The 15,577-nt window shown below is 62.0% G+C and carries 17 protein-coding genes; 2 read left to right on the top strand and 15 right to left on the bottom strand.

Annotation, left to right across the window (positions count from 1 at the left end; genetic code table 11):
• Positions 1–235: 235 nt before the first annotated feature.
• Positions 236–2,248, bottom strand: a complete 2,013-nt coding sequence (locus tag ASD63_RS16410) for a GumC family protein (protein ID WP_051659563.1) — start codon at positions 2,246–2,248, stop codon at positions 236–238.
• A 269-nt stretch (positions 2,249–2,517) separates the two neighbouring features.
• On the opposite strand from ASD63_RS16410, the gene ASD63_RS16405 reads away from it, so the two are divergent.
• Complete coding sequence (locus ASD63_RS16405; protein ID WP_234798729.1) at positions 2,518–3,783, top strand: lipopolysaccharide biosynthesis protein; 1,266 nt, start codon at positions 2,518–2,520, stop codon at positions 3,781–3,783.
• A gap of 15 nt (positions 3,784–3,798) precedes the next feature.
• On the opposite strand, the gene ASD63_RS16400 is transcribed toward ASD63_RS16405, so the two are convergent.
• Genes ASD63_RS16400 through ASD63_RS16390 form a run of 3 tightly spaced genes read right to left on the bottom strand, consistent with a single transcriptional unit; the run spans position 3,799 to position 6,733 of the window.
• A complete protein-coding gene (locus tag ASD63_RS16400; protein ID WP_034801367.1) occupies positions 3,799–4,677 on the bottom strand; it encodes a DUF6492 family protein in 879 nt (292 codons plus the stop codon).
• 11 nt (positions 4,678–4,688) lie between these two features.
• The gene (locus tag ASD63_RS16395; protein WP_034800768.1) at positions 4,689–5,504 is read right to left on the bottom strand and encodes a WecB/TagA/CpsF family glycosyltransferase; all 816 of its coding nucleotides are present in this window, start codon (positions 5,502–5,504) and stop codon (positions 4,689–4,691) included.
• Positions 5,501–6,733, bottom strand: a complete 1,233-nt coding sequence (locus ASD63_RS16390) for a glycosyltransferase family 4 protein (protein WP_060516518.1) — start codon at positions 6,731–6,733, stop codon at positions 5,501–5,503. Before ASD63_RS16390 ends, ASD63_RS16395 begins: the two co-directional genes overlap by 4 nt.
• Positions 6,734–6,888: 155 nt before the next feature.
• On the opposite strand from ASD63_RS16390, the gene ASD63_RS16385 reads away from it, so the two are divergent.
• The gene (locus ASD63_RS16385; protein ID WP_034800766.1) at positions 6,889–7,878 is read left to right on the top strand and encodes a glycosyltransferase; all 990 of its coding nucleotides are present in this window, start codon (positions 6,889–6,891) and stop codon (positions 7,876–7,878) included.
• A gap of 67 nt (positions 7,879–7,945) precedes the next feature.
• Here the strand turns inward: ASD63_RS16385 and ASD63_RS16380 are convergent, their stop codons facing one another.
• The 11 genes from ASD63_RS16380 to ASD63_RS16330 all read right to left on the bottom strand — a co-directional run bounded on the left by ASD63_RS16380 (position 7,946) and on the right by ASD63_RS16330 (position 15,575).
• Positions 7,946–8,512 (bottom strand): hypothetical protein, encoded by a 567-nt coding sequence (locus ASD63_RS16380; RefSeq protein WP_034800764.1) that lies wholly within the window; start codon positions 8,510–8,512, stop codon positions 7,946–7,948.
• Positions 8,512–8,880 (bottom strand): hypothetical protein, encoded by a 369-nt coding sequence (locus tag ASD63_RS16375; protein ID WP_034800762.1) that lies wholly within the window; start codon positions 8,878–8,880, stop codon positions 8,512–8,514. The genes ASD63_RS16380 and ASD63_RS16375 overlap by 1 nt, the downstream gene beginning before the upstream one ends.
• A gap of 124 nt (positions 8,881–9,004) precedes the next feature.
• Positions 9,005–9,559, bottom strand: coding sequence for a rod-binding protein (locus ASD63_RS16370; protein WP_034800760.1), 555 nt, complete (start codon positions 9,557–9,559; stop codon positions 9,005–9,007).
• Between the two features lie 80 nt (positions 9,560–9,639).
• Positions 9,640–10,053, bottom strand: a complete 414-nt coding sequence (locus ASD63_RS16365) for a hypothetical protein (RefSeq protein WP_034800758.1) — start codon at positions 10,051–10,053, stop codon at positions 9,640–9,642.
• Between the two features lie 4 nt (positions 10,054–10,057).
• The gene (gene fliR, locus ASD63_RS16360; RefSeq protein ID WP_034800756.1) at positions 10,058–10,810 is read right to left on the bottom strand and encodes a flagellar biosynthetic protein FliR; all 753 of its coding nucleotides are present in this window, start codon (positions 10,808–10,810) and stop codon (positions 10,058–10,060) included.
• A complete protein-coding gene (flhA, locus tag ASD63_RS16355; RefSeq protein WP_034800753.1) occupies positions 10,807–12,894 on the bottom strand; it encodes a flagellar biosynthesis protein FlhA in 2,088 nt (695 codons plus the stop codon). The genes fliR and flhA overlap by 4 nt, the downstream gene beginning before the upstream one ends.
• Positions 12,895–13,025: 131 nt before the next feature.
• Entirely contained in the window at positions 13,026–13,292 is a 267-nt protein-coding gene (fliQ, locus tag ASD63_RS16350) for a flagellar biosynthesis protein FliQ (RefSeq protein ID WP_034800750.1), read from the bottom strand.
• A gap of 7 nt (positions 13,293–13,299) precedes the next feature.
• The gene (gene flgD / locus ASD63_RS16345) at positions 13,300–13,710 is read right to left on the bottom strand and encodes a flagellar hook assembly protein FlgD (protein WP_034800748.1); all 411 of its coding nucleotides are present in this window, start codon (positions 13,708–13,710) and stop codon (positions 13,300–13,302) included.
• Entirely contained in the window at positions 13,701–14,150 is a 450-nt protein-coding gene (flbT, locus tag ASD63_RS16340; protein WP_034800746.1) for a flagellar biosynthesis repressor FlbT, read from the bottom strand. The genes flgD and flbT overlap by 10 nt, the downstream gene beginning before the upstream one ends.
• Positions 14,147–14,494, bottom strand: a complete 348-nt coding sequence (gene flaF, locus ASD63_RS16335; RefSeq protein WP_034800744.1) for a flagellar biosynthesis regulator FlaF — start codon at positions 14,492–14,494, stop codon at positions 14,147–14,149. Before flaF ends, flbT begins: the two co-directional genes overlap by 4 nt.
• A gap of 34 nt (positions 14,495–14,528) precedes the next feature.
• Positions 14,529–15,575 (bottom strand): flagellar hook-associated family protein, encoded by a 1,047-nt coding sequence (locus tag ASD63_RS16330; RefSeq protein ID WP_060516522.1) that lies wholly within the window; start codon positions 15,573–15,575, stop codon positions 14,529–14,531.
• Between the last annotated feature and the right edge of the window lie 2 nt (positions 15,576–15,577).

Here is a 15,577-nt window from a genome sequence, read left to right as displayed (position 1 = left end):
CTTCCTGTTCACGCGGCATACTCTAGTTCGCCTCAGAAAAGGCGATGGCCTCAACGCGCCCTATGCTGTCCCAAACGCATAAATGCAAGAGGCGACAACGAGGTTGGCTGCCGTTTCGATTGCCCCGATGATATTTCCTCTCAAGACTGAGAGGTGCACGTGGTTTCGCCGAAAGCCGTGAGGTCTCAGCCTCACAAGACGTTCGCGAATGAAGCGTGCCTCTCCGCCCGTCGTATCAACGGCGCGCGAGCTTCTGGCGGGAATAGTGCTCGACGCGAGACCTCAGCGCGCGAAGGCCTTCCTGGACCTTGGCGATGTCGGCGTCATCCTCGTCTACGGTCTGCGGCACAGGCTGAGCCGTGACCGGACCCGCCGTTGCGCTCCGGCGAGCAACGGCATAGGCAGCGTTTAGCGATTGCGCATGGTGCGCAGCCGGACTGAACTGCGGCGGCAGCTCGAGCCTGGCCGAAGCCGGATCAGGCTGCGGCTGCTGGCGCCGTGTGGGCTCGGGGCCGCCATCGGGTTCCGGCGGCTCGGGCGCCTCATCGTCCTCGGCCTTCCGGGTTGCGGGAAACAATCCGTTCAAGCTGCGATAGATGCCGAGCAGCACGCCGAGGCCGAGGCCGGCAAAGAAACCCGCCATGGTGGCGGCGATCACGATGATCTTGCGGGAGGGCCCTTTTGCCTGCAGCGCCGGCTCGGCCTTGGAGATCACCCGGATGTTCTTCGCGGTCAGCTTTTCCTCTTCGCGCGTCTCGCCGGCGCGCTTCAGGAAGGATTCGTAGATCTCGCGGGTCGCCGCCGCTTTTCGCTGCAGCTCGCGCAACTCGACGAATTCGGCGGAGGAATCGATCTGGCGCGCCTTCTGGACGGCAAGCTGCTGCACGAGGTCCTGTTCCGTTCGCTGGGCGCGGTCAAGCTCGGTCCCCGCCGCAGCCGCGATGCGGCGCAACTCGTTGGCGATCTCCGAGCGCGACGACTCGAGTGCCTGCTGAACGGCGATGCGTTGGGGATGGCGGGGCCCGAGGCTCGCATCAAGGGCGCTCAGTTGCGCCCTGGTCGCCGCGTATTGCTTGCGCAGTTCGGAGAGCGCCAGCGAACTGATTTCCTCGGGATAGGCGCCCGTCAGAACATCGGTGAGCTGCACCTTGCCGGACGCCTCGGCCTTGGCTTTCGCCTCGGCGATGCGATTGCGGGCCGCAGCGACCTGATCACTGAGGCTGAGGAGCTGCTTGTCGGCGATCAATTCGCCGCCGGCGCCGACAATGTCGTTGCTCGCCTTGTAATCCTCGACGGCCTTTTCGGCCGCGTCCAGTTCGGCCTTCAGTTCCTTGATACGCGCGTCGAGCGCAACCGTCGTCTTCTGGAAGAAGCCGGATTGCGCGGCGGTCTCCTCGCCGAGGAACGTGTCCACCAATCGGTTGGCAATCAGTGCCGACTTCTCGGGATCCCTGGTCTTCGCCTCAATGGTGACGATGAAGGTTTTCGGATCGCGCCAGACCTGAATTGCCTCGCCCAAGGTCTTCAGGACGCGCGCGGACGCGTCGCCACCAGCTCCCTTGCCGGCGAATTCCGGGTCCTTTTCCAGATCGAGACTGGCCGCGACCTTTTCCATAACCGTTCGCGAGCGCAACACTTCGAGCTGGCTGTCGACGATGGCGAGAATGCCTTCGGTTGCGAGCGATTGTTTCGACAGATCGGAATCCGTCAGCCGCACTTCGCGCGGATCGACGTAGAGCTTGCTTTCGGAAACGAAGACGCTGGGCGTCGACAACGCCAGCAGGACGCCACCGACGGCGCCGAGCGCCGTGGTCGCGAGAATGATCTTGCGGAGCTGCCAGACCGCGCGCACCACGGTCTTGATATCCACGAGCGGGCGGTCACCTGCGGCTCGCCCGTCGGCTGTCACTGGCGCAGCCCCCTCAGGCGGACTATCGGCAAGCCAGCGCGCAAACTTGCCACGCATGCCGCCGAGGCCGGGTTGGTTACGGGCGGCGGGTGCCTTGGCTGTCGGCCGAACCGTTTCGCCGCGCGGGGGCTGACCTTTCGAACGGTTTTCGCGCCGGGCCGCTGATTGATTGGCTGATCCACCGGAACCGGACAGACGACCGAGCAAGGACGAGCCTGCACCCTGCGGGTCGGCGGTGCGCCTGTCTCGCGCACGCGCGGGATCGCGCGCGTCCTCTGCTGCAAAATCGAGCAACGATGCACGCGGAACCGGGCGTTTCTCGTCGTCGATGTTGAACATGACTGATCCCGCGGCTGCCGAAACGGCGAATTCCGAATAGTGAAGCCAACCTAAGGAAACATGGAAAACAAATCGTTAATTTCGGCGGGAAGTGACGGCGCGAACGGCGTGATCTCACGCCTTATTAAGCTTTCCCGCCTATGACGGAGGGACGAGCGCAATTCCAGGTGAACGCTTTGAGCGCCCTGCCCTTGGAACTGTGAGATATCAAGGAGATAGAGCGTTTCCATCGGCATCGAGCGGGAAACGCGCTACTGGAAATGTCGGCCGTGCCCCATCGCATCAAAGCGCTTTATCTCCGCCACCGGGCGCTCATCCACGCTTACCTCTCGATGACCGGAGGTTCGGCGGGCCGGCTCGTGCTGTCGCTCGTCTATTTCATCGCCGTTGCCAACACGCTCGCCATCGCCGATTTCGGGTTGTTCGCGACCGCGTCTGCCGCCGGCATCATGATATCGCGCGTGCTTGCCTTCGGCTTCATGTCGCCGCTCTATCGGGTCGCGACCGTAAAGCCGCTGCTTGTCGGCACCTATAGCGCCGGCTTCCTGGTCGGCGCCGTGCTGTCGCTGCCGTTGATCGCAATCAGCTGTGCGATCACCTTCCTCGCCCTCTTTTCCCGCGACATGGCTGCCGGCACTTTTGCTGCCTTCATGCTGGCCGAGATCCTCTGCTGGCGCGGGCTGGAGACCGCCGTCATCGTGCTGAACGGTCTCGGTCGCTTCGGGCGCGGCGCCCTCCTCGTGGTGATCGGAACGGCGATCCGCACCGCCGCTGCCCTGCTCCTTGCGTTGCTCCCCTGGAAAACGCTCGAAGCCTGGTCCTACCTCTATCTGCTTGCGAATGCGCTCGGCCTTCTGGTGGCCCTTCTCTGGTTCTACCCGCCTGTCCGGCTGCGCTGGCAGCCACGGCTTTACTTCCGGCGCTGGGCGGATTCGGTGTCGGTCGCCGGCGCCGAGGTGCTGTTCTACATCCAATCGGAGTTCGACAAGATTGCGGTACTCGCCATTGGCGGGCCGGCGGTGTCCGGCCTCTATGCCATCCTGATGCGGCTGGCGGACCTGACGGCGCTGCCGGTGCGGTCATTCAACACCTTGCTCGTCCAGCGCATCATGCGAACGCCCGAGGCGATTGCCCGCTGGCGTGTCCGGCTCTCGATCGAACTCCTGGTGGCGCTTGCGTCCTTTGCCGCCATCGCGGCCATGGCATTCTATCTGTGGGTCTTCCCCGATGGGCTCGGGCGCAACGTGTCGGCAGCCGCGCCGATTGTCGCGATGATCGTGCTCGTGCCCTCGTTCCGCAACCTGATCGAGTACCACTCCGAACTGCTCTACGCGACCGGCCGCACTGTGCGGCGCATGCTGAACCTGTTGATTGCCGGCGTCGTCAAGGTGGGGCTGCTGGTTCTGTTGCTGCAGACGACGGCCGACGTCACGACCTGGGCGCCGGCGCTCAACGGGATCTTCCTGGTCCTCTACGCGCTCTCGTTCGGACTGACCTATTCGGCGCTCAGAAAGCCGGCTGATCGGGTCATCTGAAACAAGACAGATGCCTCAGGCCGCGAGTTCGAACACCGCCCGGCGAATATCGTCGAGATCGTGGCCGACGAAGGACTGCACGCCGATGCCGACCTGATGCGGCGCCATGTCCTTCAAGAACGCCCTGAGTCCGGAGAGATCCTGCCGGTAGCTGTCTTCGAACCAGAGCACATGACAGAGCGCGGCATCAGAGGGAACATGACCTTCCCCGCCCAGCACCTCGTCGACGAAGCGCCCGTAGATCGTGCATTCGGAGAAGGCGCGGGTGCGGGTCATCGCCCTCACCCAGTTCCGACCGTGCAGCGTCTCGATGTGCTCGAGCAGCTTGCGGCTGGTATCGGTGCGCCACGCGATCAGCGTGTTGATATAGTCGTTGGCCGGCAACGTGTAGGGGCCGATCCCGAGAAGCCTGTCGGAATGGGCGAGCCATTCGAGATGGTTGGAGCGCATTTGCGCATTAATCGCCCCGTCCTTGCGGTAGAGCGTCAACCGCTCTCCCTGCCAGAGGCTGCCGGGATCGAAGGCGCGCAGGAAGACGACATCGGAATCGACGGCAAACATCGCCGCCTCGTCGATGTGGCGCGCGAGCACCAGGCGGCGAAGCTGTTGGGCATGCCAGCCACGCAGCGGCAGGCCAAAGGGGCTGAGCCACAGCTTCCGGCGGCCGCCCGAAAGCGGGTCGGTGACGGGATGCAGCCACCAGGGCAGGAGATCGCGTTCGCTGATAACCTGGCGTCTGGAGCCCTCCAGTTGCCGGAAGAGCTTAACGTCGAAATCGGCAACCAGCAGATAGTGCTTCCAATCGCCCTGAAGCTTGCGGTCCATGCTTTCGCACATCAGCCGGCAGCGCTCGAAGTCATTGGCGTAGGACGCTGTGACAATGGCTGTGCGCATGGTCTGACCGTTCACGATGTTCCCGTCCGAAGGCTGGTGTCGGCGACGTTTTCCCGCGCCCGCCCCGACAGCTTGTGCCAGAGGACGTAAAACAGGAAAAGCGGGTTTCCGAGGACATAGCGACGCCACATGCGCCGCGGCTCGACCGCCAGGCGAAAGAACCATTCCAGCCGCATCCGGCGCAGGAACTTCGGCGCCCGCGGAAACGCCTCGGCGACGAAATCGAAGAGCGCGCCGACGGTAATGACCAGCCGGGCGTCCTGCGGCCCCACATGGGCATCGACCCATTTCTCCTGACCGGGGCTTCCCATCGCCACCAGCAGGATATCAGCATTCAGCGCCCGGACATCGGCAAGCACTTGCTCGGAGTGGTCACGATCGAAGAACCCGTCGGAAACGGGGAGGAACTCGTGCCATGGCGCGTGCCTGCGAAAATTCTCGGCCGCGCGCGCAAGCACCTTCGCACGGGCGCCGATCATCGCAACGCGCAGCGGCCGGTCGATGAAGGTCAGCAGCGCCGGCACGAAGTCCGTGCCGTTGAGATTGGCCGGGAACATGCTGCCGTAAAAGAGATAGGAAGCAATATCGACGCCGTGACCGTCGGGAAAGACGACCTGGCGACCGAGAACCTCGCGGTACTCGCCGTCGCGCATCATCAGGTTGGCATTGTTGGCGTTGAGGAAGGCGAGCGTTGTTTGCCCGCCCGGGCGCGACAGCGCGTCGGCCGCAAAGGCAAAGGCACTCCCCCAATCGAAATCGACCACCGGCATGCCCAGGATGAGGCGCCCGGACAGGGCGGCGTTCGCGCCGGTGGTCGTCTTGGTCACGACCGCCCCCCGTCATGGACCTTCAGCTCGGGCGGAACCGAGGGTGTCTCGGCCGAGGCACTCGGAGCGAGGCCGGCCAGCACATTGCGCATGACCCGCATCAGCTTCGCCTTCTGGGCGCGATGGAAGACCGAACCGTCAAGGCGTTGGCGGTCGCCGCCGCGCGCGCGGGTGACCTTGTCGACCAACAGGCGCGCGAACTCGGCCGGATCTTCGGCCGCGGCGCAATTCTCAGGAAGCGCCTCGATGCCGCGCAACGACGCCTGCGTCGCCACGGATGGCATGCCAAGCTCGAAGGTCTCGATGCTCTTCAGCTGGACGCCCGTACCGCCCCGGCTGACGAGCGGTATGACCGCACTTTCCGTGACGAAGGCGCGTGCATCAGGAACCCGTCCGACGAAGCGAACACCGGGATGGGAAACCGCCGGTATGCCGTCCATCTGGCCGGCAATCGCGATCGAAAGATCCTGCGGCAGATGCGGTACGACCTCGGCGAGAAACCAGTCGAGCCCCAATCGGTTCGGCCGCCAGCTCCAGGTCCCGATCAAGCCGAGGTCCTGCTGGAGGTCGGCTGCTTCTGTCGGCACTACTGCCGCATCCCAACCGGTGACCAGCGGCAGCACGAAGGCCCGGTCGCTCACGGCGCGGCCGAAGCCGAAGCGATCGGCCTCCGCAAACGTCCAGACGGCCACCGCATTCTGCGCCAGTTGCTGCTCGTAGCGTTCGAGATACTGCGCCTCGCGCCGGAAAAGAAAGCGTTCGACCGTACCCTTGGCCCGCTCGGCATTCTCAAAGGCAGAATCCGCCTCGACATTGTGCGCGACATAGATCGACGGATGGGGGCGGAAAACCTGCTGGAAAGCGGCCGGCAGTTGCACCGAGTTGAGCACGAGACCGTCGAACGGAGCGAGGCTCTCGAGGATCGACTGAATCCGGCTCGACGACACCATCAGCATCTTGCCGGATGAGACGGTCGTGCGGTTGAGGAAGGCCGTCGCGAGCCAGCTCAACTTCTGCCACGTGCCAACCTTGGCATTGGTGACTTCCAGCTCGCCGAGAAGATGCATATCGCAATCGGGCGCGGGCACGCGTCCCGGCTGGAGAAAACCGATGACGCTGACGCGGTGACCGAGCGCGCGCAGACCATCGAGCACAGCCCGGTTGGCAATGTCGAAACCGGACGCCGGATTGGCGACGGGAACGAGCGAAGAGACCAGGACCAGATGCATTTTGCCACACGTCATGAATGGAACTGCGGCCTTCATTAGCAGCATGGGGTGAAGGAGCGCTTAAAGACCCCTTTCAAAATCTGCCGCCAGGGTTCAGCATCTGTTTAGGAAGATCTGCTGTATTGCGACACAATTTTGCTTCTACAGGTTTCGCCATGACGACGACCGGCCAGGACATTTCCGTCTACTTCCGGACAGAGCTGGAAGACGCCGGCGACATCGAACTCGTCGTCGTGCTGCCGACGTTCCGTCGGCCGGATCATGTCGTCAAGACGCTGAAAACCATTGTTTCCCAAAGGCCTGACATCTCCTACGCCACGGTCGTCGTCGAAAACGATGCCGACGGGCTGGCCGGGGCTGCGGCGGCCAAAGACTTCTTCCTGGGACATCCTTCGGATTCTGTCGTGATCGTCGCGCATCAGCGCGGAAACTGCCACGCCTACAATGCCGGTTGGGCGACGGCGCTCCAAACCTACCCGAACCTCAAGGCGATCGCGATCATCGACGACGACGAAGTGGCGGCGCCCGAATGGCTCGATTGCCTCATCGCGGCACAGGAAACGACCGGTGCCGATATGGTCGGCGGCCCGCAGCTTCCGGTTTTCGAAGGCGATGGCGGGCAGAAGTGGAAACGCCATCCGGTCTTCACGCCCCATTATGACGCGACCGGGCCGGTGCCCATCCTTTATTCCTCCGGCAACGTGCTCGTTACGCGTGGAGTGCTGGACGCGATGCCGCAACCCTTCCTGGATCCCGCCTTCAACTTCATCGGCGGCGGCGATGCGGATTTCTACAGCCGCTGCAAGGCGAAAGGGTTTTCCTTTGCCTGGGCAACCGACGCCTGGGTTGCCGAGACCGTGCCCGCCCGCCGCACCAGCGCATCCTGGATCCGGGCGCGCAGCCTCAGGAACGGCGCGATCTCGACGATGCTCGAACATCGGCGTGACCCGAGCTTCAAAGGCCGGCTCAGGACCTTCGGCAAATCGCTGGCGCTGCTTGGCGCATCGGTGCCGCGCGGGCTGGAACTGTGGAACAAGAGCGGGCTGGCAGCGGCCGGACTATACCACTTCTATGTGGCGATCGGCCGGCTGATGGCGGAACTCGGCCTCATCAACGAGCAGTACCGCACCCCGGAAAAGAACTGACGGATACCGCCTCGTCGAGGGCAAGCGGCCGAGCGGAAACCCACCCGGGCGTCCCTTCCAACAATCATCAGTGCGCGCTGCTTGCCTTGACGGCGCCTTCAGGCAACTTGTCGCCGGCGACGTTGCCGTTCTTGTCGGTGATCGGGACCGGCTTTTGCCGCGGCACATTCTGGCTGTTGGCGACGCGTTTGACGTCTTCCTTGGTCAGATATTCGAGCTGCTCGACGAGCACCTCGGTAATCACCTCGTCGCCGAGCTTCTTGTTCAGGCCGTCCTTTACCGTCGTCTTGAAGGTGGGCAGGTCGAACGTACCGGTGTCGGCGATGTCGATGAATTTCGAACCGACGAGCAAATCGTAGAGTTCATCGGTGACCATCTGGCGCAGTGGCGCGCGAAGATTGTTGATCCCCTCCTTGGTGGCGGAGAAGGAAAGCTTGGTCAGGAAGTAGCCCTGAACGGAACCATCCCGGATGACCGGAATGGTGATCATCTCACCGGGAACATATTGCTCCGATGCGCGCCGGGCAGCCTCGCCGTCCGGGACGGCGGGCGCGGAGGCGCTTTGCATCGAGAAGTAGACGGATCCGAGCGTGACCGCGCAGACCCAGACCCCGGTGAAAACGAGCTTCAGCATCAGAAATCGCTATAGCGGAACTGCGCTTCGGAATAGATGCCGTCCGCATCGGCATCCTGGGCGGCGGTCTTCAGGAGGTCGACGACGGCGCGAACGGCTTCGAGATGGGCCTCGACCTTCTGCGAATTGACCGACAGCTTTTCGCGCAGGTGCAGAGCATGCGAGGAGAAAGCCGAAGAGTTTTCGCCCGGCAGCATGTCACGGTGCAGCATCGTCAGTTCGTAGAGGCAACGGCTCTTGTGCGCGTTCGATGTCTTGATATCGAATTCCGGGTCGATGCCGATCCGGCTGTTCTCGTTGTCGAGGATCATTTCCAGGCGGCCGAGCACGTTCTGGATCCGGACGTCATTGGATGCCATGGCTTCCATGAATCAACTCCCATTTGGATCACGATGATTTCTGGTCGGATCGACCGGATTCTCAAGCGCGAACTATTTCTATGAATTAGAGCGAAGTGCGGACGGAAAACTGCAAGCAGTTCCCCCACCCGCCCTAGGCTTGCTTGTTCTTGTCGTTGTCGGTCGTAAAGCCGGTCAGCGTCTTGCGCTCGTATTCCTGCACGAGGCTTGCGGCGAGGTTTCGGCTGTTACCGTCCAGCGATGCCTGAACCCGATCGGTGCCTTCGGCGCCCGCGAGCTGTTCGGCAATGCCGATGCCACCGCTCTTGGAGATCACGTCGCCGATCTGCTCGGCCATCATGCTCTTCCAGATATCACCCGCATTGCCCTTGCCGAAAACGTTCTCGCTTTCGGTCGGCAGCATCGACTTCACGAAGTTCTGCAGCACCATGGCCTCGAACTTGCGATAGGTCTCCGGAATCTTCTTCTGTTCGACGCGGTTGTTGAGGTCGCCGAGCCCGCTCGAACCTTCCGGCGACAGATTGAGAACGTTGACGGCAGCGGCAAAGCCGTTGCCGTTTTCCGCCAGACTCGTCGCCTTGAACGCGGCACGGTTGGCCTTCAACCGCGCCTGCGCTTCCTGCACTTCGGTGGGGTCGGCGGCGCGCACGACATCCATCACCAGATCGCTGGGCGGAGAGATGGCCATGACGAATCCTCTCAAAATCGAGCCTGGGCATTGGTCGGCCCGGATCCGCTCCGCCATCGGAGCAAACCGGGAATAACGTACTATCGCCCGTCAAGCTTACGGGAAGCTGGCGCGTTGCCCGTAACGTGTTGATCGATCAGGTCGTAGATGGAATTGTCGGCCTCTTCGCGGTCCTCGGACTGGCGGGCCTCCTTCATGTTTTCCTCGAGCCGGTCGGCTTTCGCGCGCTCCGTCAGCATGCGCGCCTCGTGCGTTTGCTGGATGCCGTGCAGCATCTGGTCCTTCTGCACAAGCCGTCCGATCTGCGAGGAATAGTGGCCGGAGAACATGCGGTGCATCGGATGAGCCGAGCCCATGGCATCGACGACGACATCGATCGTCTCAGCCAGAACCTCGCGCTGCCGCACCATCTCGACGAAATCCGCCTCCGCCATCTGCTCCAGATGGCGTTGGACGGCGACCAGGCGCTTGAGCTTCTGCGAGCGGGTCTTCATGCCGCTATCCTCCCTGCATGACCAGCGCGAAACCGTCGCCGAACAGGCGCAGCATCGCAGCGATACCGAGATAGAGCAGGAACAAGCCGCCCATGATCAGATAGGGCTGCGAGATGAAGTAGATCGGGATCTGTGGCGCCAGCTTGTTCACCATGCCGATCGCCACGTTGAAAAGCAGGCCATAGATGATGAAGGGGCTCGCGAGCCTCAACATGATCATGAAGATCTGCGCCAGCGAATCCGTGAGCGTGATCAGCACACCCTGCGGATCGAAGGGAGTGCCGATCGGCATGGCCCGATAGGATTGAACGATCGCCTCGATCATCACATGATGGAAATCCAGCATGAACAGCACCATCAGGCCGGCGAAGCTGATCAAGCTGGTCACCTGGTTTTCGGGCGTATCTTCGATCACATCCGACGATGGCGGCGAGGCAAAGCCCATCAACATGGTGATCGCCGTTCCGGTGAACTGCAGTCCAAGGACATAGTAGCGGGCGACAAGGCCCATGACCGCGCCGACCGCCGTCTCGGCGGCGATCAAATAGATGTAGCTGTGCCCCTTGCCGGTTACCTGCGGATAGATGTCCGTCCACATGACCGGCAGGATCGCCATGGAAACCGCGACTGCAATGAACAGCCGCACCTGCATCGGAACGCGCGCGCTGGAGAACCCGGGCATGATCATGATGCAGCCGCCGATCCGGCAGAAGGCCGCAAACAGCGCCAGCACCGTGCCCTCCGGGTCGGTGATCATGAAATGGAGCCGATGATCTTGATCTCAAGGCCCTTGGCAAGCTCGACATGCGAGAGCACGGGCAATGTGGCAAAGAGGCGCTCGATGATCATGCGCACATAAGAACGGGATTCGGGCGAACTTACCAGCACGAAGGGCATGCCGCGATCGAGATGTTCACGGATAACTTTCGTCGCCTGCTCGCTAAACTCTTCGAGGTGACGCGGATCGATGTCGAACTCGACGACCTCGCCCTTGGCGTCGCGCTTCAGCGCCTGGTGGAAGACCATGTCCCACTTGTTGCCGAGCCTGAGCACGCGCAGGACGCCGTTGTCGGCGAGGTCGCCGCAAAGCTGCTGCGACATGCGCACGCGCACATGCTCGACGATCTGCTCAGTCTTGCGCACATGCGGCGCGAGTTCGGCGACCGCTTCAAGGATCAGATGCAGGTTGCGGATCGAGACACGCTCGGCAAGCAGCAATTTCAACACCGCCTGCAGGCCCGAATAGGACATGTGCGAGGTGCAGATTTCGTCGGCGAGCTTGCGGTACTCCGGATCGAGCCGCTCGATCAGCACCTTGACGTCCTTATAGGAAAGCAGGTGCGGCAGGTTGTTGCGGATCACTTCGCTCAAATGCGTCAACACCACCGAGACGTTATCGATCGGATGGAAGCCTTCGCGCTTGAGGTCCTCGGTAAAGGTTTCGAGGATCGAGACCGCCGGCATGCCGAAGGCGGGTTCGCGGATCTCGTCGCCCGGAACACTCGGCCGGCGACCGCCGCCGGTGACCACCAGGACTTCGCCGACGCGCACCGTGTTGGACGCGATCGTCGTGCCGTGGATGCGGATGTGGTAAGCCTTGTCCGGAATGCTGATGTCGTCCGAAACCTTGATCTCCGGAATGACGAGGCCGTACTGGCCAGCAAACTTGCGGCGCATCTTGCCCACGCGGAAGGCGAGTTCCTGGTGCGCGCCAAGCAGGCGGGTCGAGACCTGCTTGCCAAGAAGCAGCTCGATCTCGGCGGTCTTCAGCACCGACTTGACCGAGTCCTGCTCGCCTTCCTTGGTCTGCTGGACCTTGGCCGCCTCTTCGGCGCGACGCGCGGCATTGGCAGCCTCGATCTGGCGCGGCACGAGCCAGCTCAGGAACGCCATGCCGCCGCCGAGCACGGCGAAGGGCAGGAACGGCAGGCCGGGAACGACCGCCAGGAGAATGATAAGACCGGAGGCGACCATCAGCGCCTTCGGATAGCCGCCGAGCTGCCCGACGACCGCCTGGTCGGTGGAGCCGGCCGTGCCGCCGCGCGACACCAGAAGGCCGGCGGCGAGCGAGACGATGAGCGCCGGGATCTGCGAGACGAGACCGTCGCCGACCGAGAGCTTGACGAAAACGTCGGCCGCTTCGCCGATCGGCATGCCATGACGCAGGTAACCGATGATGATGCCGCCGAAGATGTTGATCGCGGTGATGATCAGGCCGGCGATCGCATCGCCGCGCACGAACTTGGAAGCACCGTCCATGGCGCCGTAGAAGGAGCTTTCTTCCTCGAGCTCACGCCGGCGGCGCTGTGCTTCCTTCTCGTCGATCAGGCCCGCCGACAGGTCGGCGTCGATCGACATCTGCTTGCCGGGGATCGCATCGAGGGTGAAGCGCGCGCCGACTTCGGCGATACGCGTCGCACCCTTGGTGATGACGATGAAGTTCACGGTGATGAGGATCAGGAAGACGATCAGACCGATGACAAAATCGCCGGACATGACGAGGCTGGCAAAGCCGGAAATGACGCCGCCGGCAGCGCCGTGGCCCTCGTGGCCGTGCGAAAGGATGACTCGGGTGGTGGCGATGTTCAACGCCAGGCGCACCATGGTCGAGATCAGCAGGATGGTCGGGAACGAGGAGAACTCGAGCGGACGCTGGATCCACAGCGAGACCATCAGGATCAGCACGGAAAAGGCGATCGAGAACGCGAGCCCCATGTCGATCAGGAAGGGCGGGATGGGCAGGAAGAGGATCGACAGGATCGCGACGATCCCGAGCGCGAAGCCGACGTCCCGGCCCTTCGGTGCTACTTTCGGGATGATCAGCGCTGCTTGCTGTGCCATGTCTCTTCCGTCTCATCATGAGATCAAGGCAGCATTCACACGCGCTGCCCCACTATAGAGACGGAGATAGCGACCCAAGCTTGCGCGAGGGTTTCATGGCGCCGCATGCGAACAGCTTTGGCGCTGCGGCCTCAGAAACCGGATTGGATGCGCGAGAAGATGATGTCGGTGAAGATCGAAATCTGGGCGCCGATAAAGGGCGCGGACACGGCAACCGTGATCATGACGGCAAGGATCTTCGGGACGAAGGTCAGCGTCATTTCCTGGACCTGGGTCAGCGCCTGAATGAAGGCAATGACGACGCCGACAACCATGGCGGCGAGAACGGCGGGCCCTGAGGCCACGATCACGGTCCAGATCGCGGCCTGTACAATATCGAGGGCATCCGCCTCATTCATGGAGTTATCACTTCACCTTGACGCCCGGGCCGATAACAAGCTCCTTGCCGTTATCCAGCACCGCAATGATTCCGTCAGAGTATAGTTTCACTTCCTTAACCACGCCAGTGGTCTTGCCGTCTTCGCTGGTGACGGTGCGCCCGATGACGGCGTCTGCCTCGCTCAGCGACGTGCGCTGCAGCAGGCTTTCAAGGTTCTTGTTGGTCTTGATCGTCTGCTCCACCTGCGAGAAGGTCGCAAGCTGGGCGATCTGCTGCGTCGCATCCATCGGCTGCGTCGGATCCTGATTCTTCATCTGGGCGACGAGCAGCTTCAGGAAGCTCTCGTAGTTGAGCGATGCCTTTGCGGCGTCGCCGCCCGAATCCTGGGCCGAAACATTCGGGGTGTAGCCGTTGTTGCTGACGCCGCTTACCGCCATGGTGCGATCTCCTTGCGAATCTGCTCGACCGTTGCCGGCGTGATTTCCTGCGTGTTGAGAATGCGGTCTTCGATTGCATAGAGGCCGCGGATCGCCTTGAGCGCTTCGAAGGCGCGGCCGTTGGTCACCAGCCCGTCGACGCGCTTCAGCTCGGCAAGGATCTCTTCGTTCTTGAAGCAGTTGAGCAGCATGACGATCGACTTGCGGAACATCGCGGTCGATTGCTCGGCGCCTTCCGGATTGATGAGGATCATCTGCGCGATGAAATAGAGCTGCTTCAGCGGCGTCGTTGCGTCTTCCGGCTGCAGCACGTGGTTTTCGAGCAGGAACGTCACATCGTTCAGGAACTCGACCGCGACCTTCCGGTCCACGCGCAGCACCGCGCCGTTTACAAAAATCCGTTCGCCCGACTTCAGCGAGATACGCAGTGTGCTCTTCATTTCAGTCCATCCCTGATGATGGTGGTAATGTCAATTATGCCCTGGAAGTTGGAGGATTCGCGTTTGCGGATCTTTTCCGTCTCGTTGAGTATCCAGATGGCGATCGAAATCAGATTGGCGCGCAGCTCTTCGTTCAGCTGGTTCTCCGGTGCACGCAGATCCTCGATGAAACGGATCCACAGGCGCCGGGTAAAGTAGATGGCCTCGATGGCCTCTCTCGAATACCCTTTCTGCTGTTTCGCTGCTTCCATGAGCGCGATCGAGCGATCGAGTACCTGCCGTTCTCGATTCTTGGAGTCGGCGACGCCGTCCTCCATGATCTCGGCATAGGAAAATTGGTACATTCAGACATCCTTCATGTTTGTCCGGCTCCTCACACTAGAGGAAATTGAGCAAGCTCATCTGCTGTAGTCGCGACGTTAGTGTATAGGACGTTTCCAACTGCACCTTGAGCGTGTTGATCCGGGTCGATGTCTCGATCGGATCGATGCCTTCGAGGTCGGCGACATGCGTGTTGACCAGCTTGAGCTGCGCGTCGATCGAGGTGTTCGCCTTCTTCACCCGCGATTCCGAAATACCGAGCTGGCTGCGCTCTGCATTGAGGCCGGCGATGCCCTGCTCTGCATACTGCAACGCCTCGACACCGATCGCCGCCCGCACCTCGGGGGTCACGTTCTTGTCCATCAGCTCGGCCGTGATTACGCTTGCCATGGCAAACATGCGGAAGCCGTTGGTATTGGCGTTGGTCGAGCTTTCGATGACTTCACTGGCGCTGATCCGGCTCGTCATGTTCTGGCTGGATGCGTCCGACCAATTTGCATCCCAGCCCGTACCGGTGAACATCGGCTCGACCGTATTCTTGATGAAGTCCTGCATCTGGGTGACGGTGATCTGGTCGTCGGACGTGATGCTGTTGGCGGTCTTGAACGCCGTAAACGCAGCGTCGAAGGCAGTCTTTGCCGCCGACGTAGCGGTGTAGTCGGCGAGAGGCTTGGCGTCGGTATTGATGCCCGAAAACAGGAACTCGCCGTTGAAGGACGTGTTTGCGGCGGCAGTGAAGGTCTGCAGCGCGCCCAAGATCTCGGTCTTCTGGATCTTAAGCTGGCTCGCGGCATCGTTGCCCTTGTAGGTAACGAGCGTGTCGCGCACCTTTTCGGCCGCTTTCGCCATCGTTTCCAGCGCACCCTGCGAGCCGGAGAGGCGCTGGGTTACGACCGAGTTGGTGCTCTTCATCGAGTTCAGCCGGTCGATCTCGCGCTGAAGGTTGAGCGAGCGCGACGCCGTCGCACCAAGCGTCAAGCCGACGTCGTAGTGCCGACCCGTCGTCTGCTCCTGGGTCGCCTTCAGCAGATCCATCTGGTTCTGCTGAATCGTCATGCGCATGGCGGTCTGGATCGCCAGATTAGAAACGTAGGACGTCTTCATGA

It is taken from the genome of Ensifer sp. Root558 (genome assembly GCF_001427045.1).
In the GTDB taxonomy this organism is placed as follows: Bacteria; Pseudomonadota; Alphaproteobacteria; order Rhizobiales; family Rhizobiaceae; genus Ensifer; species Ensifer adhaerens.
The sequence above is the reverse complement of the archived record's forward strand: the minus strand, read 5'-3'. Positions and strand labels throughout refer to the sequence as shown.

What these genes read in the sequence shown, in the direction of transcription:
- ASD63_RS16410 (WP_051659563.1), bottom strand. Translation starts at nt 2,248, where the DNA reads ATGTTCAACATCGACGACGAGAAACGCCCGGTTCCGCGTGCATCGTTG.
- ASD63_RS16400 (WP_034801367.1), bottom strand. Translation starts at nt 4,677, where the DNA reads ATGCGCACAGCCATTGTCACAGCGTCCTACGCCAATGACTTCGAGCGC.
- ASD63_RS16390 (WP_060516518.1), bottom strand. Translation starts at nt 6,733, where the DNA reads ATGCATCTGGTCCTGGTCTCTTCGCTCGTTCCCGTCGCCAATCCGGCG.
- ASD63_RS16385 (WP_034800766.1), top strand. Translation starts at nt 6,889, where the DNA reads ATGACGACGACCGGCCAGGACATTTCCGTCTACTTCCGGACAGAGCTG.
- ASD63_RS16380 (WP_034800764.1), bottom strand. Translation starts at nt 8,512, where the DNA reads ATGCTGAAGCTCGTTTTCACCGGGGTCTGGGTCTGCGCGGTCACGCTC.
- ASD63_RS16375 (WP_034800762.1), bottom strand. Translation starts at nt 8,880, where the DNA reads ATGGAAGCCATGGCATCCAATGACGTCCGGATCCAGAACGTGCTCGGC.
- ASD63_RS16370 (WP_034800760.1), bottom strand. Translation starts at nt 9,559, where the DNA reads ATGGCCATCTCTCCGCCCAGCGATCTGGTGATGGATGTCGTGCGCGCC.
- ASD63_RS16365 (WP_034800758.1), bottom strand. Translation starts at nt 10,053, where the DNA reads ATGAAGACCCGCTCGCAGAAGCTCAAGCGCCTGGTCGCCGTCCAACGC.
- fliR (WP_034800756.1), bottom strand. Translation starts at nt 10,810, where the DNA reads ATGATCACCGACCCGGAGGGCACGGTGCTGGCGCTGTTTGCGGCCTTC.
- flhA (WP_034800753.1), bottom strand. Translation starts at nt 12,894, where the DNA reads ATGGCACAGCAAGCAGCGCTGATCATCCCGAAAGTAGCACCGAAGGGC.
- fliQ (WP_034800750.1), bottom strand. Translation starts at nt 13,292, where the DNA reads ATGAATGAGGCGGATGCCCTCGATATTGTACAGGCCGCGATCTGGACC.
- flgD (WP_034800748.1), bottom strand. Translation starts at nt 13,710, where the DNA reads ATGGCGGTAAGCGGCGTCAGCAACAACGGCTACACCCCGAATGTTTCG.
- flbT (WP_034800746.1), bottom strand. Translation starts at nt 14,150, where the DNA reads ATGAAGAGCACACTGCGTATCTCGCTGAAGTCGGGCGAACGGATTTTT.
- flaF (WP_034800744.1), bottom strand. Translation starts at nt 14,494, where the DNA reads ATGTACCAATTTTCCTATGCCGAGATCATGGAGGACGGCGTCGCCGAC.
- ASD63_RS16330 (WP_060516522.1), bottom strand. Translation starts at nt 15,575, where the DNA reads ATGAAGACGTCCTACGTTTCTAATCTGGCGATCCAGACCGCCATGCGC.